This window comes from Clostridium sediminicola, from assembly GCF_050402865.1.
Lineage (GTDB): Bacteria > Bacillota > Clostridia > Clostridiales > Clostridiaceae > Clostridium_AF > Clostridium_AF sediminicola.
The window spans coordinates 277217-302550 of the sequence record NZ_BAABMF010000003.1; the positions used below are offsets into that span (position 1 = coordinate 277217).

General features: G+C 31.1%; 23 protein-coding genes and 1 other annotated feature. Of the genes, 4 read left to right on the forward strand and 19 right to left on the reverse strand.

The features are described from left to right. Positions 1 to 20: 20 nt before the first annotated feature. Positions 21 to 282, forward strand: a binding site (T-box leader). A 129-nt stretch (positions 283 to 411) separates the two neighbouring features. Together ACQ3F0_RS08060 and trpB are read left to right on the forward strand one after the other, a co-directional pair. Then, complete coding sequence (locus ACQ3F0_RS08060) at positions 412 to 948, forward strand: tryptophan transporter (protein ID WP_428864671.1); 537 nt, start codon at positions 412 to 414, stop codon at positions 946 to 948. 51 nt (positions 949 to 999) lie between these two features. Then, a complete protein-coding gene (trpB, locus tag ACQ3F0_RS08065) occupies positions 1000 to 2181 on the forward strand; it encodes a tryptophan synthase subunit beta (RefSeq protein WP_428864672.1) in 1182 nt (393 codons plus the stop codon). A 52-nt stretch (positions 2182 to 2233) separates the two neighbouring features. Here the strand turns inward: trpB and ACQ3F0_RS08070 are convergent, their stop codons facing one another. Next, positions 2234 to 3076, reverse strand: a complete 843-nt coding sequence (locus ACQ3F0_RS08070; protein WP_428864673.1) for a metallophosphoesterase — start codon at positions 3074 to 3076, stop codon at positions 2234 to 2236. A gap of 234 nt (positions 3077 to 3310) precedes the next feature. Between ACQ3F0_RS08070 and wrbA the strand changes: the two genes are divergently transcribed. Further along, positions 3311 to 3943: an NAD(P)H:quinone oxidoreductase gene (wrbA, locus tag ACQ3F0_RS08075; protein ID WP_428864674.1), complete on the forward strand. Its 633-nt coding sequence runs from the start codon at positions 3311 to 3313 to the stop codon at positions 3941 to 3943. Positions 3944 to 4032: 89 nt separating this feature from the next. On the opposite strand, the gene ACQ3F0_RS08080 is transcribed toward wrbA, so the two are convergent. The 3 genes from ACQ3F0_RS08080 to ACQ3F0_RS08090 are packed head-to-tail and all read right to left on the reverse strand — an operon-like array spanning position 4033 to position 7574. Beyond that, positions 4033 to 5208, reverse strand: a complete 1176-nt coding sequence (locus ACQ3F0_RS08080; protein WP_428864675.1) for an FAD-binding protein — start codon at positions 5206 to 5208, stop codon at positions 4033 to 4035. Continuing rightward, a complete protein-coding gene (locus tag ACQ3F0_RS08085) occupies positions 5209 to 5988 on the reverse strand; it encodes an electron transfer flavoprotein subunit beta/FixA family protein (RefSeq protein ID WP_428864677.1) in 780 nt (259 codons plus the stop codon). Further along, positions 5985 to 7574: an FAD-binding oxidoreductase gene (locus tag ACQ3F0_RS08090; RefSeq protein ID WP_428864678.1), complete on the reverse strand. Its 1590-nt coding sequence runs from the start codon at positions 7572 to 7574 to the stop codon at positions 5985 to 5987. The genes ACQ3F0_RS08085 and ACQ3F0_RS08090 overlap by 4 nt, the downstream gene beginning before the upstream one ends. A 172-nt stretch (positions 7575 to 7746) precedes the next feature. Between ACQ3F0_RS08090 and ACQ3F0_RS08095 the strand changes: the two genes are divergently transcribed. After that, positions 7747 to 8565, forward strand: coding sequence for an AraC family transcriptional regulator (locus ACQ3F0_RS08095; protein ID WP_428864679.1), 819 nt, complete (start codon positions 7747 to 7749; stop codon positions 8563 to 8565). Between the two features lie 23 nt (positions 8566 to 8588). Here ACQ3F0_RS08095 and bioD read toward each other — a convergent pair whose 3' ends face one another. The 15 genes from bioD to ACQ3F0_RS08170 all read right to left on the reverse strand — a co-directional run bounded on the left by bioD (position 8589) and on the right by ACQ3F0_RS08170 (position 25220). Beyond that, positions 8589 to 9140: a dethiobiotin synthase gene (gene bioD / locus ACQ3F0_RS08100; protein WP_428864680.1), complete on the reverse strand. Its 552-nt coding sequence runs from the start codon at positions 9138 to 9140 to the stop codon at positions 8589 to 8591. Beyond that, positions 9140 to 10321, reverse strand: a complete 1182-nt coding sequence (bioA, locus tag ACQ3F0_RS08105; protein WP_428864681.1) for an adenosylmethionine--8-amino-7-oxononanoate transaminase — start codon at positions 10319 to 10321, stop codon at positions 9140 to 9142. The genes bioD and bioA overlap by 1 nt, the downstream gene beginning before the upstream one ends. A 27-nt stretch (positions 10322 to 10348) precedes the next feature. After that, entirely contained in the window at positions 10349 to 10876 is a 528-nt protein-coding gene (locus ACQ3F0_RS08110) for a biotin transporter BioY (protein ID WP_428864682.1), read from the reverse strand. A 223-nt stretch (positions 10877 to 11099) separates the two neighbouring features. Further along, entirely contained in the window at positions 11100 to 12230 is a 1131-nt protein-coding gene (locus tag ACQ3F0_RS08115; protein WP_428864683.1) for an extracellular solute-binding protein, read from the reverse strand. Further along, the gene (gene mtnA / locus ACQ3F0_RS08120) at positions 12223 to 13272 is read right to left on the reverse strand and encodes an S-methyl-5-thioribose-1-phosphate isomerase (RefSeq protein WP_428864684.1); all 1050 of its coding nucleotides are present in this window, start codon (positions 13270 to 13272) and stop codon (positions 12223 to 12225) included. Before mtnA ends, ACQ3F0_RS08115 begins: the two co-directional genes overlap by 8 nt. Before the next feature lie 11 nt (positions 13273 to 13283). Then, positions 13284 to 14489: an S-methyl-5-thioribose kinase gene (gene mtnK / locus ACQ3F0_RS08125; RefSeq protein WP_428864686.1), complete on the reverse strand. Its 1206-nt coding sequence runs from the start codon at positions 14487 to 14489 to the stop codon at positions 13284 to 13286. A gap of 4 nt (positions 14490 to 14493) precedes the next feature. Next, positions 14494 to 15495, reverse strand: coding sequence for an ABC transporter permease (locus ACQ3F0_RS08130; protein WP_428864687.1), 1002 nt, complete (start codon positions 15493 to 15495; stop codon positions 14494 to 14496). Next, positions 15488 to 16990 carry a sugar ABC transporter ATP-binding protein gene (locus ACQ3F0_RS08135; RefSeq protein WP_428864689.1) on the reverse strand — a complete coding sequence of 501 codons (1503 nt, stop codon included), beginning with the start codon at positions 16988 to 16990 and terminating at the stop codon, positions 15488 to 15490. The genes ACQ3F0_RS08130 and ACQ3F0_RS08135 overlap by 8 nt, the downstream gene beginning before the upstream one ends. A 98-nt stretch (positions 16991 to 17088) precedes the next feature. After that, a complete protein-coding gene (locus ACQ3F0_RS08140; protein WP_428864691.1) occupies positions 17089 to 18219 on the reverse strand; it encodes a sugar ABC transporter substrate-binding protein in 1131 nt (376 codons plus the stop codon). A 362-nt stretch (positions 18220 to 18581) separates the two neighbouring features. Continuing rightward, entirely contained in the window at positions 18582 to 19325 is a 744-nt protein-coding gene (locus ACQ3F0_RS08145) for a DeoR/GlpR family DNA-binding transcription regulator (RefSeq protein WP_428864692.1), read from the reverse strand. Between the two features lie 270 nt (positions 19326 to 19595). After that, positions 19596 to 20378: a hypothetical protein gene (locus ACQ3F0_RS08150; RefSeq protein ID WP_428864694.1), complete on the reverse strand. Its 783-nt coding sequence runs from the start codon at positions 20376 to 20378 to the stop codon at positions 19596 to 19598. A 338-nt stretch (positions 20379 to 20716) separates the two neighbouring features. Further along, the gene (locus ACQ3F0_RS08155; RefSeq protein ID WP_428864695.1) at positions 20717 to 21655 is read right to left on the reverse strand and encodes a TRM11 family SAM-dependent methyltransferase; all 939 of its coding nucleotides are present in this window, start codon (positions 21653 to 21655) and stop codon (positions 20717 to 20719) included. 90 nt (positions 21656 to 21745) lie between these two features. Continuing rightward, a complete protein-coding gene (locus ACQ3F0_RS08160; RefSeq protein WP_428864697.1) occupies positions 21746 to 22267 on the reverse strand; it encodes a GNAT family N-acetyltransferase in 522 nt (173 codons plus the stop codon). A 110-nt stretch (positions 22268 to 22377) separates the two neighbouring features. Beyond that, entirely contained in the window at positions 22378 to 23748 is a 1371-nt protein-coding gene (locus ACQ3F0_RS08165; protein WP_428864699.1) for a sigma-54-dependent transcriptional regulator, read from the reverse strand. Between the two features lie 11 nt (positions 23749 to 23759). Further along, a complete protein-coding gene (locus ACQ3F0_RS08170) occupies positions 23760 to 25220 on the reverse strand; it encodes a two-component system sensor histidine kinase NtrB (RefSeq protein ID WP_428864700.1) in 1461 nt (486 codons plus the stop codon). Positions 25221 to 25334 lie beyond the last annotated feature (114 nt).

A 25334-nucleotide genomic window follows, 5' to 3' on the forward strand; every position in this document is an offset into this window, starting at 1 on the left:
AATAATAAATAAGTTAATTGAAAATATCTTTGATCAGGAAGAGTAACTATAAATCTTAGTTCCAGAGAGTTGAGGATGGTGGAATCTCAATACGATGTTTTTTAGTGAATGGCCCTGTTAGATGTAAACCGAAATCTTTTTAGAGAGTAGTATTTACCGTGTTCGCCCGTTACAGCGATAGGATATGTTTGTATCCGAAAAAGAGATACTTAGATCAGCTATATCTTATATACTGATTTAGGAAATTTAGGTGGTACCGCGAATTAACACTTCGTCCTATTATATAGGACGGAGTTTTTTTATTTTAAAGAAAAAAGGAGGTGAACAATTTGTTGTGAATTGATGATATAAATGATTGGTGGTTGCAAAGTTTCTATTTAAATATACAAAACAAAAAGGAGAGATTTTCATATGAATTCAAATTTAAAAAGACAAATTGTTCACTCACTATTATTAGCGGTAGGACTTGTTATTAGACAAATCACACCTGGATTCTTAGGAGGAATAAAACCTGATTTTATGTTAGCCATTTTATTCGTAATTATAATCTTTAACAATGACTATCAAACAACTTTGATAACTGGAATAGTTGCTGGAATTCTAGCAGCTATGACTACTACTTTTCCAGCTGGTCAAATTCCAAATATAATAGATAAAATTATCACTACCCACGTTATTTACTTAACTCTACTTCCTTTCAGAAAATTTAGAGGAAGTAAAGTCAAATCAATTATTATCGGTTTCTTAGGAACAGCTTTTAGTGGTTCAGTTTTTCTATACACAGCGCTATTAATAACCGGATTACCTGCTCCTTTTGAGGTATTATTCATAAGTGTTGTTATACCTACAGCCGCAATTAATGCAGCGGTAACACCTGCACTTTTAGTATTGCTAAAACGTGCATTAAAAGCTACTAATTTACAAATGTATTCTACTGTTAATAACTAAAATGATTTTAAATAAGAATAATAAATATTTATTTTGAAAGGGGATTATCAAATGTATAATAAAGAAACTGGTTTTTATGGGGATTTTGGTGGAAGATTTGTTCCTGAAAGTTTGAATGGAATATTAGAAGAAGTGAAAGAAGCTTTTTTTCACTATAAAGATGATGAAGATTTTATAAAAGAATTAGAATACTACAACAAAAATTATGTTGGTAGACCTAGCCCTCTATATTTTGCTGAAAAACTTACTGAAAAAATAGGTGGAGCGAAAATCTATTTAAAAAGAGAAGATTTAAATCATACAGGTGCTCATAAGATTAATAACACAATAGGTCAAGCTCTTCTTGCAAAAAAATTAGGTAAAAAAAGAATAATAGCTGAAACAGGTGCGGGTCAACACGGTGTAGCTACAGCTACCGTATGTGCATTATTTAATATGGACTGTACTATATATATGGGCGAAGAAGATACAAGAAGACAGGCTCTAAATGTGTTTAGAATGGAATTATTAGGAGCAAAAGTTGTCCCAGTAACAAAAGGAATGAGAACTCTTAAAGAAGCAGTTGACGAGGCTCTTAATGACCTTATTGAAAATTATGAAAATACCTACTACATGCTAGGCTCAGCAGTTGGTCCTGATCCATATCCAGAGATGGTAAATTATTTTCAATCTGTAATTGGAAATGAAGCGAAAGCTCAAATTTTAGAAGCTGAAGGAACTCTTCCTGATTATCTAGTTGCTTGTGTCGGCGGAGGAAGTAATGCTATTGGATTGTTCTCCCCATTTTATTATGATGAAAATGTAAAGTTTATAGGAGTTGAACCTTCTGGTAAAGGTCTTGAAACTTCAATGCATGCTGCAACTCTAACATTAGGTACGCCAGGAGTTCTTCACGGTTTTAAGAGCTATGTACTGCAAGATGAAAATGGCGAAGCACTTCCAGTTTATTCTGTTTCTGCAGGACTTGACTACCCAGGTGTTGGCCCAGAACATTCTTTTTATAAAGATAGCAAAAGAGCTGAATATGTAGCAATAACAGATGCTGAAGCTATTGAATCCTTCCAAGAGCTGTCTAAAGTAGAAGGAATAATTCCAGCTATTGAAAGTTCGCACGCTATAGCATATGGAATAAAATTAGCAGCTGAATTAGATTCTTCTAAAACTATGATAATAAATCTTTCTGGACGTGGAGACAAAGATGTACAGGAAATAGCTGATATATTAAGTAAATAAATTTCTAAAACCTCAAATAAATACTGAAAAGTCAATTTTGACTTTTCAGTATTTATTCATTTTTCAAGGTTACAACAATAATTTCAGGTCTATTAAATAAACGTTGAGGTATAATACTATTCCCTAACCCTCTATTTACAACCATCAAAGTATTTTGACCTTTATATATACCTGATAAGTATTCAGGAAAAAAACCTTGATTAGGAGCAACCACCCCACCTATAAAAGGCAGTCTAACTTGTCCTCCATGCGCATGTCCAGAAAAAACTAAATTAAATTTGATTATATCATAATTACTAAATAATTCTGGTCTATGTGATAAAAGTATGTTGAATTTATTTTCTTCTAAACCATCAATAAACGTATCCCAGCCTTCAATTTCCGTATCATTTATATTATAGGAATTATTCTGAAAATCTGGGTCGTCTATACCTGTTAAAGCGATTCTATTCTCATTGTGAAATATATCTATGGACTCATTTCTTAAAACTTTAACTCCTAAAGCTATTAATTTTTCTTCTAAATCATCAAATTTTCCACTCCACTTTTCATGATTCCCTGTAACATAATATACTGGTGATGCTTCTATAAGTTTTTCCATTAAAATCAAACTATTCTCTTCGTTATAATTTTTACTATCAATTAAATCACCCGTAAAAACTATTATGTCTGGTTCTTCTTTTAAAACTTTCTTAACAAGTCTCTTTTGTTCTTTTCCAAAAAGTTTTGAATGCAAATCAGATAATTGAACTATTTTGTATTCATTAAAAGCTTTGGGGATTTCTTCATTCTCAATCTCCATTCTATTTACTTTTATAAAATTATTCTCAATATAACAAAAGCTAATTATACTTAATATGAATAAACAAATAATAGTAATTTTTTTCTTCTTCAATGTTCTCTCCCCTGCCCCTCTGATTTTCGTTAATTATACCATTGGATTAATTGTGGTGTGTAACAAAAAAGATACAAAAGAATTTAAAAAATTAAAAACATATTATTAATAAATAAAAACACCATCATTATATAAGTACAGCTATGTATAAATATTAAATATCTGTTATAATTTTCTTATAGAATAAGTCTAGATTGTAATATAACATTTATTATTTAAGGGGGATATAAAAAAATGAATATTAATATTATTTTTCATAGCATTCATGGACATGGTTACGCTATGGCTAAAGAAATCAAAAAAGGTATTGAGATGGTAGAAGGAGTTAAAGGTAACATCTTTAGAGTCCCTGAAACTGTTTCAGCTGATATTATTGAAGCTATGGGTGGAACAGAAAAAATAAAAACTTTTTCTCATATACCTCTAGCTACAATAGAAACGGCCGTAGATGCGGATGCTATAATTTTAGGAGCACCTACCTATTTTGGAACTCCAAGTGGTCAGATGGTGGCTTACTTGAATCAATTTGGAGAAGAATGGGTTAAAGGAGCTTTAGTAGGAAAAGTTGGAAGTTCTTTTACAACGTCTTCAGAGCAAAATGGCGGTGTAGAAACTTGTTTACATAATTTAAATACTTTTTTCTATCATCAAGGAATGCTTATTGCAAGTGTACCAACAGCACTTACATATGGAGAGATGCATGTTGATGATAAGCCAGTAGGGGGTTATTCTTATGGATCATCTATGATAACTGGTGGTATGAATAATAATGAGATTTCTGAAGAAGAAAGAAAAATTGCTAGATTACAAGGTAAACACGTTGCACAAATTACTAAAGCATTATGTTTAGGCACGAAGAGTTTGTAAAAATACAAAACCATGATTAATCAGTCTTTGATTAGTCATGGTTATATTTTGATTAATATTTCCCAAATTCCATATCGCTTAATACAATTTTATTCAAAATTAGATATAAGCTTTTGAAGAATTTCAACACAATCCCCCACTATCTTATAATGAGCAAGCGAAAATATTGGCGCATCTGGATCGCTGTTGATGGCAATAATAGTTTTCGCCCCTCCGATACCTGAAACATGTTGAATAGCGCCAGAAATTCCACATGAAATCAAAATCTTCGGTGCAACTGTAGACCCTGTCTGTCCTATTTGATATTTGTATTCACTCCAACCGATATCAACTAGAGGTCTTGTTACTCCAACAGTTCCACCAATAAGATTAGCCAGTTTTTCTGCTAGCGCAATGTTTTTATGAGCTCCTATACCCCTACCAACAGCAACTATGATTTCAGCATCTCCTATTGTTTTTACTTCTGGAGCAAACACTTCGTCTAGTATCCTTATATTCTCGTTTTTAGTTGATTCATACTCAACAGTAATAATTTTTCCTTCACGAAAATAATCAGCTTGCTTTATAGGCATTACACCAGGTCTCACTGTTGCCATTTGTGGACGATGATTTGGACATATTATTGTAGCCATAAGGTTACCACCGAAAGCAGGTCGAGTCTGTTCAAGTAACCCTGATTCCTTGTCTATCTCCAATACCGTACAGTCGGCAGTCAATCCAGTACCTATTCTCGCAGCAATTCTAGGCGCTAGTGATCTCCCAAATCCAGTTGCTCCTAGTAGCAGCATTTCTGGTTTATGCTTAATTATCAATTCTTCGAATACTTCAACATATCTTTCATCCATGTTAGATTTGAGATTTACATCATCACAAACAATCACCTGGTCAGCCCCATAAGCAATTAGTTCTTTTACATCCGATGTAACTCCACTACCTAAAAGCACAGCAGTAAGCTCGCATCCTTTATCCATGGAAAGTTCTTTTCCTTTCCCTAGAAGTTCATATACAACTGACAATATTTCACCTTCATGCTGTTCAGCAAAAACCCATATTCCTTTATACTCTGAACAATCAATATCAGCTGAATGTTCTTTTTCAATTGATAATGCATCAAAAGGACAACTATCAAGACACATCCCACATAACATACACTTATCATTAACAATGGCTTTCTTATCAACAATACTTAGGGCATTATAACCACAACTTTTTGTGCAGATTCCACATCCCACACATTTGTTCATATCTACCTTTAAACCTGCCATCTAAAGCACCTCCCTAAGTATTTCTGATATTTTCTCTGCCTGTATATCCACATCCCCATCGATATTTAAAGCCTCACATTCTCTTTCAGGCGTGAAGGTTTTTACAACTTGTGTTGGTGATCCAGATAATCCTATACGCTTTATATCAGCATTTAAATCATTTGAATTCTTTATTTCAAAGGGAGCTTCAAGTCCAAATAGAACACCAGGAATAGAAGGCATCCTAGGCATGTTTATGTCTTTAACAACAGTAAGTAATGCAGGCAATTTTACCTCAATAACTTGATGGCCATAGTCTGTAATCTTTTTGCATACAATTTTTTTCTCAGTAACCTCTACCAATTCACATACATCAGTCACATGTGGAATTCCTAGATTTTCAGCAAGTTCCGGTCCAATTTGAGCTGTATCTCCGTCAACTGCCATCTTACCACATAAAATTAAGTCCACATCCCCTAGTTCTTTTACTCCTAAAGATAAGGTATATGCTGTTGCTAAAGTATCTGCTCCTGCAAAATTTCTATCTGATAGCAATAGTGAACGGTCAACTCCTCTGCTTTCAGCATCCCTAAGTAGTCTTTCTGTTTCTGGAATTCCCATACTAAGTCCAATAACTTCTCCACCAAGTTTTTCTTTGATTTGAACCGCTTCTTCAATAGCATATGTATCAAAGGGATTCGTAACTGATTGCCGTCCGTCCCTTAATATAGTATTCGTAACAGGGTCAAGTCGAACTTCATTGGTTGAAGGAACTTGTTTAATACACACCACTATCTTCATTTCAAATCACCTCTCTTTAATGGAATAAACATATTTCCTGTACCAATTAATGCTCTTGGGTCAAATTCCAATTTCATTTCTGCCATTTCATTAATAAATTCTTCTCCATACATTACAGTAAGAAACTCCGATTTCAACTTACCTACTCCATGTTCTGCAGAAACTGCACCACCCATTTTAGTCACTTCTACTGCCCACTTTTCATAGAGTTCTTTGCCTTTAAGGTACTCTTCTTCACTGTTAGGTAGTAGATTTACATGAAGATGATTATCACCAATATGTCCCCACATAGCTGACTGAAGTTTATATTCTTCAAGTGAGTCTCTGTACAATTTCATAACTTCTTTCAAATATTTGTCTGGAACAGACATATCAGTTCCAAGTTTAGTAATAATAGGATTCTTCTTTTTGCGTTTGTCAATTAACATGTTAACACTTTCTGGAACAGCATGTCTGAAAAAAATCAATCTGTCTATATCAGAGTCAGTACGAGCTACCCATGTATCCTTGTTGTTTCCTCCTGAAGCATTCATAGCCAAACCAACTGCTTTTAACTCATTTAAAGCTTCTTGCTCTTCCTTACAATGAATCTCTACATAAATAGCTGCATTCATTGATTCGTCAGTGTCAGGTAAATGAGAAAACCCTGGATTCTCTATTTTTTGTTTTCGTAGTATACTTAATGCTTCTCCATCAAAAAACTCTATAACCGCAATATGTTCTAGCTGTTCACGTATTTTAACCACAAAATCTACTGAATCTTCAATTCGTTCAAAAAAACAGTTTACTCCCCAATTGTATTGTGGCAAAGGTAATAGTCTTAATTCGATTTCTGTAATACCGCCAAGTGTTCCATCTGAACCTATAAATAAATCAATTGCATCCATATTATTCTCAACATAATAACCTGATGCACTTTTCGTTTTAGGCATTTCATATGAAGGCAAATTAATAATCAAGCTATTATTTTGCTCAGTGTTTAGTCTAAGAACTCTTCCATCAGCAAAATTCTCACCACGTTTGATCCACAATGTATCTCCATTAAAGAGAACTATCCTTAATGCATTCACATGATTTCTAGTAGATCCATATAAATAACTTCTTGCCCCCGATGCATTACAAGCTACCATTCCCCCAATAGTAGCTGATGCTTCTGTTGGATCTGGACTAAAAAATTGTTCTTCTGTTTCGCAAAACTCAATGAATGCATTTTTTGAAGTACTATCCCATTTATTTGTTTTGAATTTCTTTCCTTTGATTTGTTCTCTTAGGTTGGAAAGTATTACACCTGGCTCAACAGTAACGTAGAAAGTTCCACATTCATCCCGTCTCATTGAAGTGACTTTATCCATTCTCGATAAGTTCATAATATGTCCACTATGAGGTACTGCCCCTGCTGCAAGTCCTGTTCTCGCCCCTTGAAAAGTAATTGGACTGCCCTTTGAATATAGTCTCTTCATCAGTTTAATAACATCTTTCTCTTCCCGAGGAAAAGAGATGCTATCAGCTTTTCCACTAACCCTTGACTCATCTCTTAAATACTCGGCAAATTCTTTATTTACTGGTTTTATAAGATTATTGACCATATTTATCCCCTTTCTATATTTATCTGTAGTTGTTACATATTAATTCACGCATTACTCATATTTATACATTATACATTACTATATAAGCAACTTCTTTCTCTATTTTGCGTTTTTATTTGCATATATTGCTCATTTTATCTTAATATGATATTCTAATACTGGAGGTGATTTTATGAATTTGAACTACAAAATAAGTAATAATAAAGATAAAGAATGGTATATGTGTAAACATCACTTTCATGAGTACCACGAAATTCTTCTATCATTGTCCGATGCTGGAAGTTTATTTGCAGAAAATAACCTCTATCCATTAAAAAGAGGAACTTTAATGCTATTTAAAAGCTCATGCCTTCATAAAACAATTGCTAATGAGTGTAATTTATACGAAAGGTATGTAGTCCATTTTGCAAAAGATACACTTTGCAAAATTTCTACACCGCAAACTGATTTTCTATACCTTTTAAACCATTCTAACCATTGTATCCAATTAGAAGACGATGAAATCAAAGGCTTGATAAATTTATTAGAAAAATGTAACTTACCTGAATCTGAAGCTTTTGGAGATGATATAAAGAGAAAAATTGCTTTTATCGAGTTTCTATTAAGAGTATGTACATTACTAGAATCAAAAAAATGGATTGATGCCTCTAACTCTCCCGACTTTTCTAAAATGGCTCCCATTATAGAATATATTCGAGCTAATTTAGACAAAACGCTTAATCTTGATTCAATATCAAAGCACTTTTTTATCAGTAAATATCATTTGAGCCGCACCTTCAAAGCTGCTACCGGCTTCAATGTGGTAGACTATATTATCAATTGTAGAATACTAAAAGCAAAGGAATTACTAAGACAGGGATACTCTGTTCAATCAGCCGGAGAACACTCAGGTTTTAACAATAATGCTCATTTTATCCGCACTTTTGGAAAGTTAACAGGAATTTCTCCTGGACGCTACATGAAAAAATACAGAGAAGGTAATAAACAATAGTTCTCAGCTACCTTCTCTCAATTCTAGCAAAAATCTTTAATAACTCTAATGTTATCATTAGCAATATCTAAATCATCTTTTATTATTTGATTAAAATGAAGGTGTTCAATTTCGATATTGTTCCTTTTTAATACATCAATTGTTAAAAGGGCGTGATTGATACAGCCTAGTTTATTTTCTATTACTAAATGAACAGAGGCATTGTCAAATGATTTTATAAAATCAAGTTGCGTATACCCTCTTTTAATTGGAACGAAAAGTCCACCTGCAAGTTCAACAAATACATCTTTATTGCAATTAACAAATTCTTTTAAAGAATTGATATCAAAATCTATACCATCTATTTCACTAGCTAAGTGTGGTGAAACAGCTTTTGTAAAGAAGTACTTATTGACTTTATCTACACTTATCTTTTGCATATTTGCATAGGTATAGCAATCACTATCATTTATATTTTTAAAGGTGTTCTTACCTGTTTCAATGGGTTTAATAACCCTATGTCCTTTTTCTATTAGTGACTTGCCATAATGTGTTTTTCCTACACCTGTACCGGTCCCCACTATAAATCTTATCATTAATTAAACCACTCCTTAAAAGTATCATATATCTTATCAAGCTCATCATCTGTTACTATATAAGGCGGCATCGCATATAAATAGTTTAAGAAAGGTTTGTTAAAAATACCTCTTTCATATGCAAAATCCGAAAAACCAGCCAAATCTTTGGAATCATACACTTCAATACAAACCATAGCACCTAGTATCCTTACTTCTTTAACTTTTTCACTTGAAAAATCTTTAAATACCGTTTTAGCATAACTTTCAATATGTTTAACTTTATCTAAGTAATTATCCCTTTGGAAAATTTCTATTGATTTCAAACCGACTGCACACGCAAGTGGATTCCCCATAAAAGTAGGACCATGCATAAATGCCTTTTGCGGATCATCAGAATAAAAAGAATCATAAACTTTTTTATTACTTACCGTAACAGCATGTCCTATATAACCTGCCGTAAGAGCCTTTCCTAAAACTACTATATCAGGACATACTACATCACTAACAAACATATGCCCAGTTCTACCAAACCCCGTAGCAACCTCGTCAAAAATAAAAAGCGTATCATATCTATCACATAGTTCTCTTGCATTTTTGAGAAATTCCATAGAGTAGGTTTTCATTCCTCCTGCCCCTTGAAGTAATGGCTCTACAATAAACGCATATGGTTTATAGTTTTTCAAAGCCTCTTCAAGTTCATATTCATAAGGATTAATATGATAAATATTGTTTTTTTCTGGAAAAGCTAAGTGATAATCTTCATCATCGCCCACTTCCATCGCCTTAAAAGTATCTCCATGATATGATTTTTTTAGTGCAACAAAACCTTTTCTATCAGTTTTACCTAAATTGTAATAGTATTGAACAGCCATTTTTAAAGATACTTCAACAGCTACACTACCTGAGTCAGAAAAAAAGCAGTAATCTAAATCTTTAGGAAGTATTTCTGATAACTTTTGTGATAATTCTTGTACAGGCTTATGGGTAAGACCTCCTAGCATTATATGAGAAAATTTATCAATTTGATTTTTCATAGCTTCATTAATTTCATCATTACTATAACCATGAATAACACTCCACCACGAAGAGATTGAATCAATCAGCTCATGTTTACCTACATACAGTTTACTTCCTTTTGCATTTGTAATTTCTATTGGCTCTTTCATTGTTTTCATTTGTGAATATGGATACCAAATCATTTTACAACCCTCATCTCATTAATTAATTTATTTAATAACCTTTTTTATTCTCATAGCTACACCACCAAAAATAATGGAAAGTACAATGTCTGCGTAAAAATCTACTGAAACAAATATACCAAGTATAGATATGTAATTTATATCTTTGCCTATATAAAATTTACTAACTGTTACAAGCCAGATCATACCAAAAACCCAAATAAACGTTGTAGCAAGCAGACTATAAAATATACTCATATAATTCTTTTTTTGATGATGGCCTTGTCCTGCTATGTATGTAGCAAATACAAATGAAACAATAAACCCAAATGTAGGATTCACAATGTACATTAAGCCCCCACCTGATGCAAACCAAGGTATACCAACCAATCCACCAAACATATATAAAAGTGCACTTTTGCTTGCACTTTTACTGCCTAATGCAATGGACAAGAAAATAATGAATGGTAATTGCAATGTAAAATATCCTGCCACAGGTGATGGAATTTTAATAAATGCTCCTATGGCAATTAATGATGTTCCTAATGCTACTTTAGTTAATTCTTTTGTTTTCATTTTTCCTCCTTAAAATTAAGTTTTTTCTTTAGCTATTGTTTTTTATTCATTTTGTTCTTTCTAGTTGTCTCTTGAATATATAGTAAATTAATAAAGATAGTTTGTCAACCATTTTTTGTTTTATGGTTTACAATAATCAAAAACACTTACTTTTTAGCTCCTTTTTTAAGTAAAAAAAGACTACAAACAAATTTTATCCAAATTTATTTGTAGTCTTCATTTATTATCTTATTGATTCAATCTTCTTAGAAGCCTTATATAATGCTGTTTCAGCACTTTGTTTGCCAACAAAAGCTTTCACTATCTCCTCAGTAACAATCCCAATTAATTCACCTGTATTAGTTAAGTGTGGGAGTTGCTTTGCTGTTTCAATCATTTTACGAAGAGCAGGGTACCATTTATAAACTGTCCCATCAATTTTAAAGCTTGATGTTCTTGTTGGATTTCCACTGTAAGCACCAACCTTTCTATCAACATTCTTTGATGTAATATACTGGAGAAATTGTTCTGCACTTTCTTGTTCCCTACACAATTTATTAATACCAAATGACCATGTTACATTCCATGAGGTTTCTAAAGCTGCAAAGCCTATGTCTTCTCTATTGATACACTTTTCATTCATGATTTGGCCTAATTGTCCTCCCCATGAGACACCTAGGTTGCATCTATCTTCTTGAATTATTTTAAGAACTTCTTCATTTCCAAATTCTTCAACATTATATGAACAATAATTCTTCATTGAAATGTACTTTTTCAGTGCTCTTACTCCATTTTTATTATAAAAAGTGGGCATACCTTTATCATTAAACGCATCCACACCTTCATTTCTTAGATAAGGTAAAAAGTCTAAAAATATTTCTGAAGGATGTGCTTTTAATACAAATATATTATCTACGCTATCTTTACTGTTCCTTATTAAATCCATTACATTTTCTAGGCTTACAACATTTGAAAGACTTTTATTAATTTTAGATTTTCTATATAGTAAAATATGCCCATCACAAAATGAAGGAAGTAAATATTTCACATTATTTAACTCCAGTTCTTTTCTAATAGCCGGAAGAATATCATCATAATCATAATCCTCTTTAAACTTGCATTTCAGTTGGAGTAGGTATTCTTTTTCAATAAACTCTTTTAGCCACAGATGTCCTGCTATCATCACGATATCATACTTATATGTTTCAAATGATTCTAGTAAAGTAGTATAGTACTCAGACCATTTTACGATAGTAAAGTTCACATATATGCCTGTCTGTTTTTCAAACTCACTTAAGAAATCATTTTTTTCATCTACATAAACATGAATGGCAGGGTCTCCTACAGCTAAAACATTTACTGTTCCCCTAGTCAAATAATTTCTCCAAGTTTTCTTTATATGGTGCTCTAACAACCCCTTTTTCTGTAATAATTGCAGTTATATATTTCGCATCAGTTACATCAAAAGCTGGATTATATGCCTTTACTTTTTCAGGAGCAGTTCTTCTACCAAATCCGTTACCTATCTCATTTTCATCTCTAAGTTCAATTTCGATTTCTTTTCCAGTTGGAGTATTTAAATCAATTGTTGAAGTAGGTCCAAGAACGTACATTGGAATACCATATTCTTTTGCTAAAATAGCAACACCAGATGTGCCTATTTTATTTGCAACATCCCCATTGGCAGCCACTCTATCACACCCAACTAAAACTGCATCAATTTTTCCTTCTTTCATCACTATAGATGCCATATTATCACATATAACTGTTACATCAAGACCTGCTTTATATAACTCATATGCTGTTAACCTAGCTCCCTGAAGTAATGGTCTTGTTTCATCAGCAAATACCTTAAAATTGTATCCTTTTGAATGACCCGCATACATTGGAGCCAAAGCTGTTCCAATTCCTGATGTTGCAATCCCTCCAGCATTACAATGTGTTAACAAACCCATATTAGGTTTTAACAATGACAAACCATACTCACCAATAGCTCTTCCCATTGCCTGATCCTCTGCTAATATCTTTTCACTTTCATCTAATAAAGCTTCTTTTATTTTATCTACTGTTTTATGTTCTTCTCCTTCAAATCTATCATTCATTCTATTAAGAGCCCAAAATAAATTTACTGCAGTTGGTCTTGAAGTTGCAAGGTACTCTCTTAACTCATCAAATTCTTTTTTAAAATCTGCTACATTATTAGCCTTTGATTTTGCTACACATACGTATAGTCCAAATGCCGCTGCTATACCTATAGCAGGAGCTCCTCTAACCCTTAATTTTTTTATTGCTTCCCAAACATCTTCAACCTTATCTAATTCTAAGAATACTTCTTCATTTGGTAATAAAGTTTGATCTATTAACACTAATTTATCTTTCGCCTCATTTAGTTTAGCTGGTACCACAGTCATATTCATGATTCACACTCCTATTCAAATTTTTTTATTAACTCTATATAATCTTTACCAGTTGTAAGTTGCTGTCTATTAATAATAAATTCTTTTGCTAGCAGAATATTTTTCTTCTTGGCTTCTTGTCGAAGTGAGTCATTAGGAATACAATCAAGATCTTTCACATGAGCAAATCCTACTGTTCTTCTTATCATCTCACAACCTGCAACTCCAGCAGAATTGACTAATACATCATTTATATACCATTCTTTAAAACCTTCAACCTTTGCCATTTTATCTTTTACAACATCGTCCCATATTTTAAAACTTTTTTCTTTAAATAAATCAACAACTTCTACTATACTTTTTAATAAATAACTTAAATGTTTATCTTTCTTATCACCATCCGTTAGCACAGCTTTAGTTGACAAGAAGTTCATTACCAAGTTTGCAATTAATGCACCAACATCGTAAGCCATAGGTCCATAAAATGCGAATTCTGGATCAATAACTCTTGTAGATGTTTTATTTACAAATATACTACCTGTATGTAAATCACCGTGTAACAAGGATTGTGCATTATTCATAAAATCAAATTTAAGTTTGGCAACCTCTAATCTTAGCTCTTTGTCTTCAACTAACTCTTTTTTATGAAAATCTATCAAAAACTCTTCCATGTCATTACGTGCTCCTATATTAAATGGCTCTGTATATACTAAGTCCTCGGTAATTTCACAAAGTTCTGGATTTATAAAATCTTTTACCATTTCTTTCTTTTTTTTATGCTCCATTACTACATCAGAAGTTAATAGTAAAGTATTCACTAAAAAATCACTAATCTGTTCTGAAAACTGAGAGTAATTTTCATATTTCAACAATCCATATCTCATAATAATATAATCTGATAAATCTTCCATAATCATGCAGTACATTTCCTCATCAAAAGTATATACTTTAGGTACTAATCCATTTGTTAATTCATATTCAATTCCTAGAATTTTAGTTTCAATAGCACCTCGCCCAACATCAAGAGGCCAAGCTTCACCGGCTGCTCTAACATATGGTAGCGCTTGTTTAACAATAATACTCTTATTATTTTTAGTATCCTTTACTCTAAATACTAAATTTAAATTTCCATCTCCAATTTCATTGCACTCATAAACCGCATCATTTGCAAAAAAATCTATTTTATTGTTAACATATTTAACTACTGTATTTGTCGTTAATTCATAATATTTTCCCATGAGATTACCCCTTTCGCTTATAATAAGTCAATCCTAATGCAACAATTAGAACAATACCTTTTACAATATCTTGTGAATAATATGGAAAATCCATCATTATTAATCCGTTTAATAATACGCCCATTAATAGAGCTCCAAGCAATGTACCAAATGCATTTGGTTTACCAATTCCAAGTACTGAAAATCCAACATAAGCTGCAGCCACCGCATCCATTAAATATGTTGCTCCTGCATTAACTTCTCCAGACCCAAGTCTTGAACCAAGAACAAGACCACCTAAGGCTGCAAGAAATCCTGAAATAATATAGGCAATCAATTTATATCTGTTAACTGGAATACCTGCTAACTTAGCAGCTTCTTCATTTCCTCCTACCATATACATATATCTTCCATATTTTGTGTATTTCAATAAAATATGTACAAGTATTACTACAATCAACATAATGATAACTGGCACTGGTATTTGAAATAATTTTCCTTGGCCAATATAGAGAAAAGCTTCACTCATAGTTCCTGGTGCTATTCCCCCATTATTAGGCAATGGCATATAATTATAAATCGCCGAACCATCTTGAAATGTTATAGAAATACCTGTCAAAACAAACATCATTGATAGGGTAGTAAGCATATCTTTTATGCCAACTTTTATAATCAAAAAAGCATTTATACAACCAATTAATATGCCAACAAGTAGTGGGACGATAATTGCTAAAACAGGTCCCATCTGCCATATAACCATAATTTTTGCCGCAATTACAGAGGCGAATCCAGCAGTAGCTCCCACTGATAAATCAAAGCCATCAACTGTTAAGGATATTGTTATAGCCAATGCAATTAAAGCAACTATAGACACAGATCTAAATACATTCGTTATATTGTTAAAATTCATAAAATTTTCAAGAGTTAATGAGAAAAATAAAACCGCTGCAACTGTCACTATAATTGTTCCATATTTGTAGAATATCTTGAAAAAATCAATTTTTTCTTTCTTTTCTTTATCAATCATTTATCATCCCTCCAGCAGAATAGTAAAGTAATTCTTCTTCAGTAGTATTTTTAGTTACTAGTTCCTTAGCTACTGAACCGTTATACATTACATATGTTCGATCTGATAATCCAAGTATTTCACTAAATTCGCAAGAGGCATATATAACCCCTTTTCCTTGTACAACTAATTCCCCTATAAGTGAATAAATTTCTGCTTTTGAACCAACATCAACACCTTTTGTAGGCTCATCAAATATAAAGACTTCTGCTTCCGATAAAAGCCATTTGCCAATAGCTACCTTTTGTTGATTACCACCACTTAGGTTAGCTACAAGTTGTTTTTCATTAGGTGTCTTAACTCCAATTTTTTTTATATTCTCAATTGATATTTTTTTTGTGAGATTCCTCTGAATAAATCCTCTTTTGCAATAGTTTTGTAACGTAGGTAAAGTAATATTTGTTTCTATAGATTCCTGAACTAAAATGCCTTCTTTTCTTCTTTCTTCAGGTACTAAAGCAAGCCCTTCCTTGACAGCATGTGATGGTGATTTAGGATTAATCTTCTTACCTTTTAATATAATTCCCCCTGAATCTATGCACCCTTCTCCAAATAGTAGTTTACATAATTCTGTTTTGCCACCACCTACTAATCCTGCCAATCCAACAATTTCACCAGCCCTGACAAATATATCTACATCATTGATTCCACCAGTTCCAGTAAGATTTTTAACTTCAAATATTTTTTCGCCAATTGTTGTATCTATTTTGGGATAAGAATTTTCTAATTTCTTACCTAACATCTTCTCCACTGCTTTATCAATTGTCATATCTTTTGTTTTATAAGAGCCAACTAATTCTCCGTCTTTTAGTATAGTTATTCTCTCGCAAATTTTAAAAACTTCATCTAATCTATGAGAAATAAAAACAACACTCATTCCATCTTGTTTTAATTTATTTACAATCTTAAATAATTTTTCTGTTTCTTCAACACTCAAAGGAGCTGTTGGTTCGTCTAATATTAAATATTTTGCTTTATGTAAAACCGCGCGACCAATCAAAACCATTTGTTTTTGAGATAATGATAATTCACTAATCAATTGGTTTTCATTAATCTCTAACCCAAGAGCTTCAATTTCTTTTTTTGCTCTCATTTTTATGTTTTTCCAATTCATAAACACATCTTTTTTCTCGGTAACAATATAATCCATCATAATATTTTCAGCCACAGTTAAATGAGGAACCAAAGCAGTATCTACCTCTTGATAAACAATAACAATACCATTTTTCATTGCATCTTTTGGATTTTTTATGGATATCTTACGATTTCCAATAAAAATATCACCTGAACAAGGAGAATAAACACCTGCTAATATTTTCATTAATGTACTTTTACCTGCTCCATTAGCACCTATTAAGGCATGTACTTCTCCACTTGATACCTGAAAATCAACATTTTGTAAAGCCTTAACACCTGGAAAAGTCTTAGTAATTCCTTTCATAACTAATTTATCCATAATATTCACCCTCACATAAATACAAATATATATCTAAATTTCTGTGAATGAAGAACTCTTTATAATTTTTCTTCATTCACAGTCCTTATTTATTTTTATTATTTACTTTGTTCTATTGTTAACATCCATTCTTCTAAGAAATCTGTTGTTGAACCCCAACCATCATAGTATTCAGCTAAATCAGCCATAGTTACACGTTTTTCATCTGCCGTTGGTAGATCATCAACATGTACTAAAACAGGTTTTAAAGAATAATATCTAGGAATTTTTTCTCCAGCTAATGCTTTTAATGCTAAACGAATTTGAACTTGACCAACAACTGTTGGATCAACCGCTGCAGAAGCTCTCCAAATTTCTGGATGATCTTGCATCATAGCTAAATCTTGATCAGATATATCAACTGAATACAATGGAATAGTTTTGCCTGAAGCAACTATTGCATTATAGAACCCTTTTGCATACTCATCCCAAACTCCATAAACAGCATCAATATCATCGTTAGTAGTAAGCAATGTTTCAAGAGCAGTCTGAGCTTTTGGCATTGGATTATCTGTTCCAAGGTCAATAGTATTAACCACATTTATACCTGTATAAGTTGGCAAAATTCCGCCTTCCCATATTCTATGACGCTTATCAGTTGGAGGACAATTTGCTACACGGTTGTATACTATATTACCTTCTCCATCTAATTCTTGTACTAAAGCCATTTGAGAAATTAATCCCATCATTAAATCGTACTGATCTAGGGAAACTAGTTTTCCTTTATGTATTTCTTCTGGAATATCAAAATCATTATCAAATACAATAACAGGAATTGAAGCTTCCAAAGCTTTTTGTACAGAATCTTTTAAAGCATCTGCTTTACCATGTGAAATCAAAATTGCATCCATTTTGTTAGTTACCGCATTGTCAATACCTTCTGACATCTTAGTTAAATCATTATTGGCATCGATTACACTAAGTTCAATCCCATATCTTTCTGCCTCTGCTTTAACTCCGTTAATATGAGTAATCATATGAGTTCCAGTACCCCACTCCTTAACTAAAGCCATTTTCAAAGTTTTTCCTTTAAGTGCTTCTGGAATTTCGGCTGTGCTAGCGACGGTGGTAGTTTTCTTTTCAACACTTTCCTCGTTAGACTGAACCGTTTCTTTTGTAGAAGAATTATTACATCCCACAACAAATGCAATCAATAAAGCAAACAGTGACACTAATATTTTTTTCTTCATTCCACATTCTCCTTTTTTAATTATATTTATCTATATTCATGGTCCAATCAAAATATATCATTATATTGTAAATAATATTAATCATTTAACTACAATTATCAATTATTATCATTTTCGTTCATTAATTGTATAATTAGTGATTTTAAGTCCAACTGAACTATTAATCGTCAGTAGTAGACATGTATATAATTTCTTAAATATTATTGAATCAAAATACACTAAAAACAGAACAAATGCATATATAGCTACATTTGACAAGTATGGATTTACTGAAAAAATTTATAAATTCCTTGTATAATAACAAAAATCACCATCAACTTAATGCTAATGGTGATTTTTGTTATGTTTTATATAAATTCTTTCTAATCTATTACAATTACTTTACTATCATCTTTGAATTGTTGACTTGCTTTATTAGTAGTAATCAGCTTAAACTCTTCTTCCACTTGTGCGAATATATATCTAGAATTCTTTCCAAGTTTAGTAGAATCTCCAAAAAATAACACTTCATTAGAATTTTTAATTACAATTTTATTTATTTCAGCGACATCTATATTAGATGTTGATAACCCTCTTTCAAAAGTAATGCCTGATGCTCCTATAAAACACTTATCAAAATTCATATCCATAGCTTGATTAATAGCAGCGGGTCCAACAAGTACCGCAATATCGTTAATAATCCTTCCCCCTAGTAAAATACTATTAATTCTATACTTAATTAGCTCTTGTATATGAAATGCACCATTGGTTACTACTGTTACATTTTTACCCTCTAAATGTTTTATCATATGATTTTCAGTGGTACCAGGACCAATAAAAATAAATTGCCCATCATTAACTAAAGTAGCTAAATAACTTCCAATACTTTCTTTCTCCTCTTTATTTAGATTTATTTTTTCACTAAGAGATTTTTCAGCAATATTTACTACAATTTTAGCGGCTCCCCCAGATAGTAACTCAATTTGCCCTTCTTCCGATAAGATTTTCAAATCTCTACGCACAGTAGCAATTGATACATTTAGGTGTTCCTTTATTTCATCTAGATGAACAAGATCCTTTGAGTGCATAAGTTCCAAAATAATTCTTCTTCTTGCGTAAGGTACCATCCACTCACATCCTTTCACTTTATTTCATATTTTGTCTAGTTTCCAATCCACAACTCCACATATTATATATAAAATGCATATACATATAGGTACTACAATCCCAATAGATTTATGCATGAATTTATCAATGAGCTCTATAACACTCCTTTTTTTATCTAATTCCCTCTAAACTCATCGCCAAACTTAATTTAATACCACTTGTAGACTTATTTCTGAGGATGATTACAAGAGTGAATTACTTATTCCTATTGAGATTGAATAGATCTAGTCTCAATTGAGTTCTATTTTCAATTTTACAATATAAAATATGAATATTATGAATCCCAATATAGTTAAAACACTTGGTATGATAAGCATATTATAATTTCCCTGAGCAACTCCATAAATTCTTCCATACCATTCTCCAAACCCCCAGGACAGACACACTGTAAATACTTTCATTAAAGCTACTCCTGCAAATATATTTCCATAGGGTTTCCTTAGAATTAGCATTGTAGCTGAAATTGCAACTGCAGGAAAAACAATCCCTAAATCCAAAATAAAAACCCCGTAAGTATCTTGTGGGATATGTCTTGCAATGTCAGGTTCAATTCTTATTAACCAAATAAGCCCTAAAATAAATACAATACTATAAAGAAATATACTAATGAACCTACACAATCTTTTAGACAGGGATGTTATCATTACAAACTCAGCTGGGAAACTAAGAAGTCCTAAAATAATACTATATATGGATATACTAAATATAGCGAGATAAACAAGATAAATTGATGTATATTGTCCTTGCATTACATATAATGCGTAGCCATAAAAAAAGTTACAGCTGAGTCCGATAATAGTAATTAACACCTTGTAACAAGGTCGTCTCAAGAATAAGATTGATAAAAAAAATAGAATCACAGCTAGCGGAATAAATATTATATCCTGAGCTCTAGCTCCTGACAATAAAAACTTTGTGATCGTTCCTGATAATAACACATCATTATAAATGCTTTCCTTTAGAATTCCTGTAAGACACGCAAATATAACAAGTACAGACATGATAAGAGTCATAATTGCAGTAATCCTGCTTCGTTTTTTATTGATAATATCACCTCTCAAAATAATCTAGTCTTATTTAATAATTAATAATACTATATAAATATTATACCAAAATCATTAGTATCCTAACAAATATTTCACTTAATTCAAATTTATAGCCTTATTTTAGTACATTAAAATTATAGAGTCTGCTCAAAATTGAACAGACCCCTAAAATTTCTACTTTGTAAAATATTCTATTCATTATATAAACTATATTGCACATAATTTATTTTAAGATTACATCCCTCTAAAGTATTAGATAGGGAAGTTATTGTAGGTTATTCAAATTCTATGCAAATTAAAATTAATTACTTACAGACCCATATATACCTAACAAAACTTCCATTTTCATTTTTACTTACTTTACAATAATCAGTTATTTTAAGTTTTTCTTCTAAAATTTCATTAGTAATATCCTTAGAAGAAACTAATACTAGTTTTTTTGAAATTCTTTTTGCATTTCTAATAATCTTCACCTGGTTTGCTACAGTAGTATGACTGAAATTTCCATATGGAAGATCTATAATGGAAACATCAAAGCTTTCCTCAATATCTTGAATATCGCCAGTAGTAACTTTTGGCGGGTAATTAAAGTACTGTAAATTGCCTCGAGCATTCTCTGCGACCTTGCTCTTTATCTCCCATCCTCTAATATCATAACCAGCAAAAAATCCTTCCAAAAGAACTGTTCCAACACCACAACATGGGTCTATTAATCTTTTTGAAAAATCACCATTCCCAGCAATATTGAGAAGTACTTTCGCTATATTAATTCCTAGAGAACTAGAATAAGAGTAAGGTTTTGCATTGTGTTCTTTCCATTTAGGATTATTAGTAACTAAAATACCAAAATACCAGCTACCTTGATAAAAAGTAATACCAAAAGTGTTTTTAGGAGCAGAAAATGAAGGAAATCCTTGAATTCTAAAACCTACATCCTTGCAAATTTCTTTCCTTTTCTTAACATATGAATCACCACTAACCAACTCTACATATTTAACTAAAAAATCATGTGCCTTTATTTTATCTTTTTTTATCAACTCAATGACCTCGCTAAGAGATGAAGTCTTATAAATAATTTCTAACCTGTTCTTTAAAAAAGGGCTAATAGAAGGATCTATATGTTTACTTGAAAAAAAGACTTTGCCATCCAAGTTATAGTTAAAAAGTGATCTTATCTCAAGCGCACAAAGGTCTTCTTCATAAACTTGATATTTAACATTATAAATATATTGATTGTGATTCATTCTTAAACCCTCCAATGAATATAGTAAAAATGCTATTAACTCCCTGAAGCCCTACTAAGCGCATATAATTACCAAGCATAACAACTATACCTAGTTTTCATTTAGTTTTTCAAATAAAATACCATCTTCCCACTTTCCATTGATATTAATAACTTTTCTTGTTCTTCCAATAAATTCGAATCCATTCTTAATTAGAACTATTTGTGAGCCAATATTTTTACTAGAAGTTCCCGCTTCTATTCTATGAAGTTTATATCTTTCAAAGGCCTCTTTACATACCAATTTAACAGCTTCAGTTGCATATCCCTTCCCATTATATTCTTCACCAATCCGGTACCCAATCTCTGCTTTCTGAAATATTCCTCTTAAAACTGAGAATAAATTTATTCTTCCTACTAATTCTCCTTTTTCATTTCTAATTAAATACATGTAGCAAAGCCCTTTACTTTGTTCTTCTTCTATTTCTTCTAATATTTGCTTAAGATTTTCTATATTGTAGTAACTATCTCCTCTTGTAGGAATCACAGTTTCAAAGTAATCTCTATTTTGATTTTCAAATTCTAGTATTTCTTCTGCATTACATTTAGACAATAAATGAATTGATATAGACATGTTATTCTCCTCCTTAAAGTGTTTCATCTATTTTTCTTCTTACTACACTAGCTTTTTTTTAGAATTAAAAGAAATTTCTATTCCAGCAGGATTCCCAACTCTGCTTTTGATTAACTAATAGAATACTTTTTTAATTTGTATTGCAAAGTTCGCCTAGATATATTTAGGTCCTTTGCTGTTTTTTCTCTATGTCCATTATTTCTATAAAGTGCTTCTTTTAACCTTCTAATTTCTTGATTTTCTAATTTATTCTTTTTATCTTTATCTTTTAAAGCTTTTTTTAATTCTTCTTTCTTCATTGTTTTCTTTATATATTTTACTTTTTCTACAATTCTTATAGGTAAATCATTTACTTTTAACTTTTCATCTGAGGAAAGTGCTATACTGCTTTCTAGAGTATTTTCTAATTCTCTTATATTTCCTGGCCAATTATATATATTAAATATATCCCATACTTCTTCCGAAACAAATAAAATTTTCTTCTTAAATCTTTTATTTATACTTTCTATAAAAGCTAAAGATAACTCTTTTATTTCATCTTTTCTGTACCTTAAAGGACAGCACTCTATAGCTACTACATTCAATCTATAATATAAATCTTCTCTGAATATTTTTTTATGTACAGCATCTTCTAAATTAACATTTGTCGCAGCAATTACTCTTGCTTCTAATTTCCTTGACTCTGATGATCCAATTCTTTCAAAAGCCTTTTCTTGTAAAACAATAAGTAACTTGGCCTGTAAATTTAAATCTAAAGTCCCTATTTCATCTAAAAATATCGTTCCTTTTCCTGCTGATTCAAATTTACCAATCTTTCTTTCATTTGCACCTGTAAAAGATCCTTTTTCATGTCCAAACAACTCATTTTCCATTAGGTTTGCAGGCAAAGCAGCACAGCTTAAATGTACAAAAGGCATTTCTCTTCGGCTACTTCTAGAATGTATTTCTCTTGCCAATACTCCCTTACCAGTACCACTTTCTCCTGTTAACAAAACTATTGTATCCAAATCTTTTATTTTTTCTATTATTTTATTAATCCTTTTTATTTCTTTACCACTGCCAATTAATTTCTTGTTTTCTTCAGATTCCGATATCTTTTTTTGATGAATTTCTTTTTGATTATCTAAAATGCTTTTTATCTTTTCTACAAAATCATTGTTTTCGAAAGGTTTAGTTATATAGTCATATGCACCTTCTTTCATAGCTTCAACTGCATTATTTATACTTCCAAACGCAGTCATCATAAGCATTATTGTATTCGGTTTGATTTTTTTTATCTCTTTAATTACTTCAATACCACTTTTTTTAGGCATTTTGTTATCCACAATCACCATGTCAAAATCTTCTTTTTTGAATTTTTTTATAGCATCTTCTCCATCACTGGATATACTAACCTTGTATCCAATATCACTTAATTCTTCTTTCAATATTTTTAAAGTTAATATTTCATCATCAACTATTAATATTTTTTTCTTTTTCATTTACACAACTCCTAACATGGTAAATATATTATAAATTTTGTTCCAAATCCCTCTTTAGATTTCACTTTAATATTTCCTTGAAATTTTTCAATAACTAGCTTTACTATAGCTAATCCAAATCCATTTCCATCTTTTTTTGTAGTAAAAAACGGATTAAAAATATTTTCTATATTATCCTTTTCAATTCCTTTTCCATTATCAGATATACATATTTTAATTATATTTTTGTTAGATAGTTTTTTACATGCAATTTTAATTTCACCTGTACATTCCACTGCTTGTAAAGCATTGAAAAGAATGTTTATAAATGCCTGTTGAAGTTGAACATTATTACCTTTTATCAAAGGCAAATTTTTTTCTATCTCTTTTGTTATATTTATATCCCTTGATTTAATATGAAAACTTAATATATCGAAACATTTATTAATTGCCTCTTCCACACTTATGTATCCATAAATATCTTCTTGAGTAATAAATGTGTATGATAACATTTTATTAACTACATCATCAATTCTATCTGACTCTTTTGTTATAGGTAATATAAAATCATTATAATATTTATTGCCAATTAACTTCTTTTCTAATATTCTTCCGCATCCCTTAATGTTTGTAAGCGGATTTTTTATATCATGTGCAATTCCTGCTGCTACTTCTCCTAAAAAAGCAAATTGATTTAATTGTTCAATTTCTTTTTCGTAAGTTTTTCTGTCAGTAATGTCATCCATAACTATAACAATACCATCAATTTCACCTTCTCTATTATTTACAGGTGAAAAAACCATATCCATAAATGTTTTTTTACCATCAATCAAAAAAGTTTCTTCTTTAACTATATAACTTCTATTGTCTTTAATAACTTTATTAATTGTTTCAAGAATATTTCTTTTTCCTTTTATAGTTTTTAAATCAATAAATTTTTTTTCTAAAATATCTTGAGAATTCAACTTGAATATCTTTTCTACTGTTTTATTCCCAGATGTCACTACTCCCTCCATATCTAATCCAATAACTATTGATTCCAAACTATCAAACAAACTATTGAGATAATTTCTTTCTTTCAGCACATCATAGTCTAGTAAAACGTTTTCATATAATAAATTAACAACTGCTGATACTGCTATAACTTCTTCTTTAGTAAAATTCTCCCTCTTATAAAACACAAAAAAAACTTTATATTTAAAATAAGCTCTTATTGGAATTGTTAAAACAAACCCTTTATAACCATATTCCAGAAGATTGAATACCTCATTTTTATCTTCAAGTTTAAAAATTTCACAAGCTATGTAATTTAACAAGTCTTTTAAATCTTTGACTTCCTCATTATATTTTAAGTAAGCATCTACATATACCTTATTTCTTTGCGTAATTGTACATATACCAACTTCCTCAGCTTTAACTAATTCTGTTATACCCAAACTTTCAATTTTTTTTAGTGAATTATCAGCTTTACAACTTACTTTAGAAAATATCATCAATACCTCCATTCAATATTTTTACATAATTTTACTATTATATTAATTATAGTCATTTTAAAAGAGAATGTCTACATTATAAAAGCCCTAATGTCTTTTTAACACATTAGGGCA

Excerpts from the sequence above, each read along its gene's own strand:
- ACQ3F0_RS08085 (WP_428864677.1), bottom strand. The coding sequence starts at position 5,988 with ATGAAGATAGTGGTGTGTATTAAACAAGTTCCTTCAACCAATGAAGTT.
- ACQ3F0_RS08060 (WP_428864671.1), top strand. The coding sequence starts at position 412 with ATGAATTCAAATTTAAAAAGACAAATTGTTCACTCACTATTATTAGCG.
- ACQ3F0_RS08135 (WP_428864689.1), bottom strand. The coding sequence starts at position 16,990 with ATGGATAAATTAGTTATGAAAGGAATTACTAAGACTTTTCCAGGTGTT.
- ACQ3F0_RS08095 (WP_428864679.1), top strand. The coding sequence starts at position 7,747 with ATGAATTTGAACTACAAAATAAGTAATAATAAAGATAAAGAATGGTAT.
- mtnA (WP_428864684.1), bottom strand. The coding sequence starts at position 13,272 with ATGAATATGACTGTGGTACCAGCTAAACTAAATGAGGCGAAAGATAAA.
- ACQ3F0_RS08165 (WP_428864699.1), bottom strand. The coding sequence starts at position 23,748 with ATGAAAAAGAAAAAAATATTAATAGTTGATGATGAAATATTAACTTTA.
- mtnK (WP_428864686.1), bottom strand. The coding sequence starts at position 14,489 with ATGGGAAAATATTATGAATTAACGACAAATACAGTAGTTAAATATGTT.
- ACQ3F0_RS08145 (WP_428864692.1), bottom strand. The coding sequence starts at position 19,325 with ATGGTACCTTACGCAAGAAGAAGAATTATTTTGGAACTTATGCACTCA.
- trpB (WP_428864672.1), top strand. The coding sequence starts at position 1,000 with ATGTATAATAAAGAAACTGGTTTTTATGGGGATTTTGGTGGAAGATTT.
- ACQ3F0_RS08080 (WP_428864675.1), bottom strand. The coding sequence starts at position 5,208 with ATGGCAGGTTTAAAGGTAGATATGAACAAATGTGTGGGATGTGGAATC.
- wrbA (WP_428864674.1), top strand. The coding sequence starts at position 3,311 with ATGAATATTAATATTATTTTTCATAGCATTCATGGACATGGTTACGCT.
- ACQ3F0_RS08130 (WP_428864687.1), bottom strand. The coding sequence starts at position 15,495 with ATGATTGATAAAGAAAAGAAAGAAAAAATTGATTTTTTCAAGATATTC.
- bioA (WP_428864681.1), bottom strand. The coding sequence starts at position 10,321 with ATGATTTGGTATCCATATTCACAAATGAAAACAATGAAAGAGCCAATA.
- ACQ3F0_RS08160 (WP_428864697.1), bottom strand. The coding sequence starts at position 22,267 with ATGTCTATATCAATTCATTTATTGTCTAAATGTAATGCAGAAGAAATA.
- ACQ3F0_RS08150 (WP_428864694.1), bottom strand. The coding sequence starts at position 20,378 with ATGACTCTTATCATGTCTGTACTTGTTATATTTGCGTGTCTTACAGGA.
- ACQ3F0_RS08170 (WP_428864700.1), bottom strand. The coding sequence starts at position 25,220 with ATGATATTTTCTAAAGTAAGTTGTAAAGCTGATAATTCACTAAAAAAA.
- ACQ3F0_RS08110 (WP_428864682.1), bottom strand. The coding sequence starts at position 10,876 with ATGAAAACAAAAGAATTAACTAAAGTAGCATTAGGAACATCATTAATT.
- ACQ3F0_RS08090 (WP_428864678.1), bottom strand. The coding sequence starts at position 7,574 with ATGGTCAATAATCTTATAAAACCAGTAAATAAAGAATTTGCCGAGTAT.
- ACQ3F0_RS08155 (WP_428864695.1), bottom strand. The coding sequence starts at position 21,655 with ATGAATCACAATCAATATATTTATAATGTTAAATATCAAGTTTATGAA.
- ACQ3F0_RS08140 (WP_428864691.1), bottom strand. The coding sequence starts at position 18,219 with ATGAAGAAAAAAATATTAGTGTCACTGTTTGCTTTATTGATTGCATTT.
- bioD (WP_428864680.1), bottom strand. The coding sequence starts at position 9,140 with ATGATAAGATTTATAGTGGGGACCGGTACAGGTGTAGGAAAAACACAT.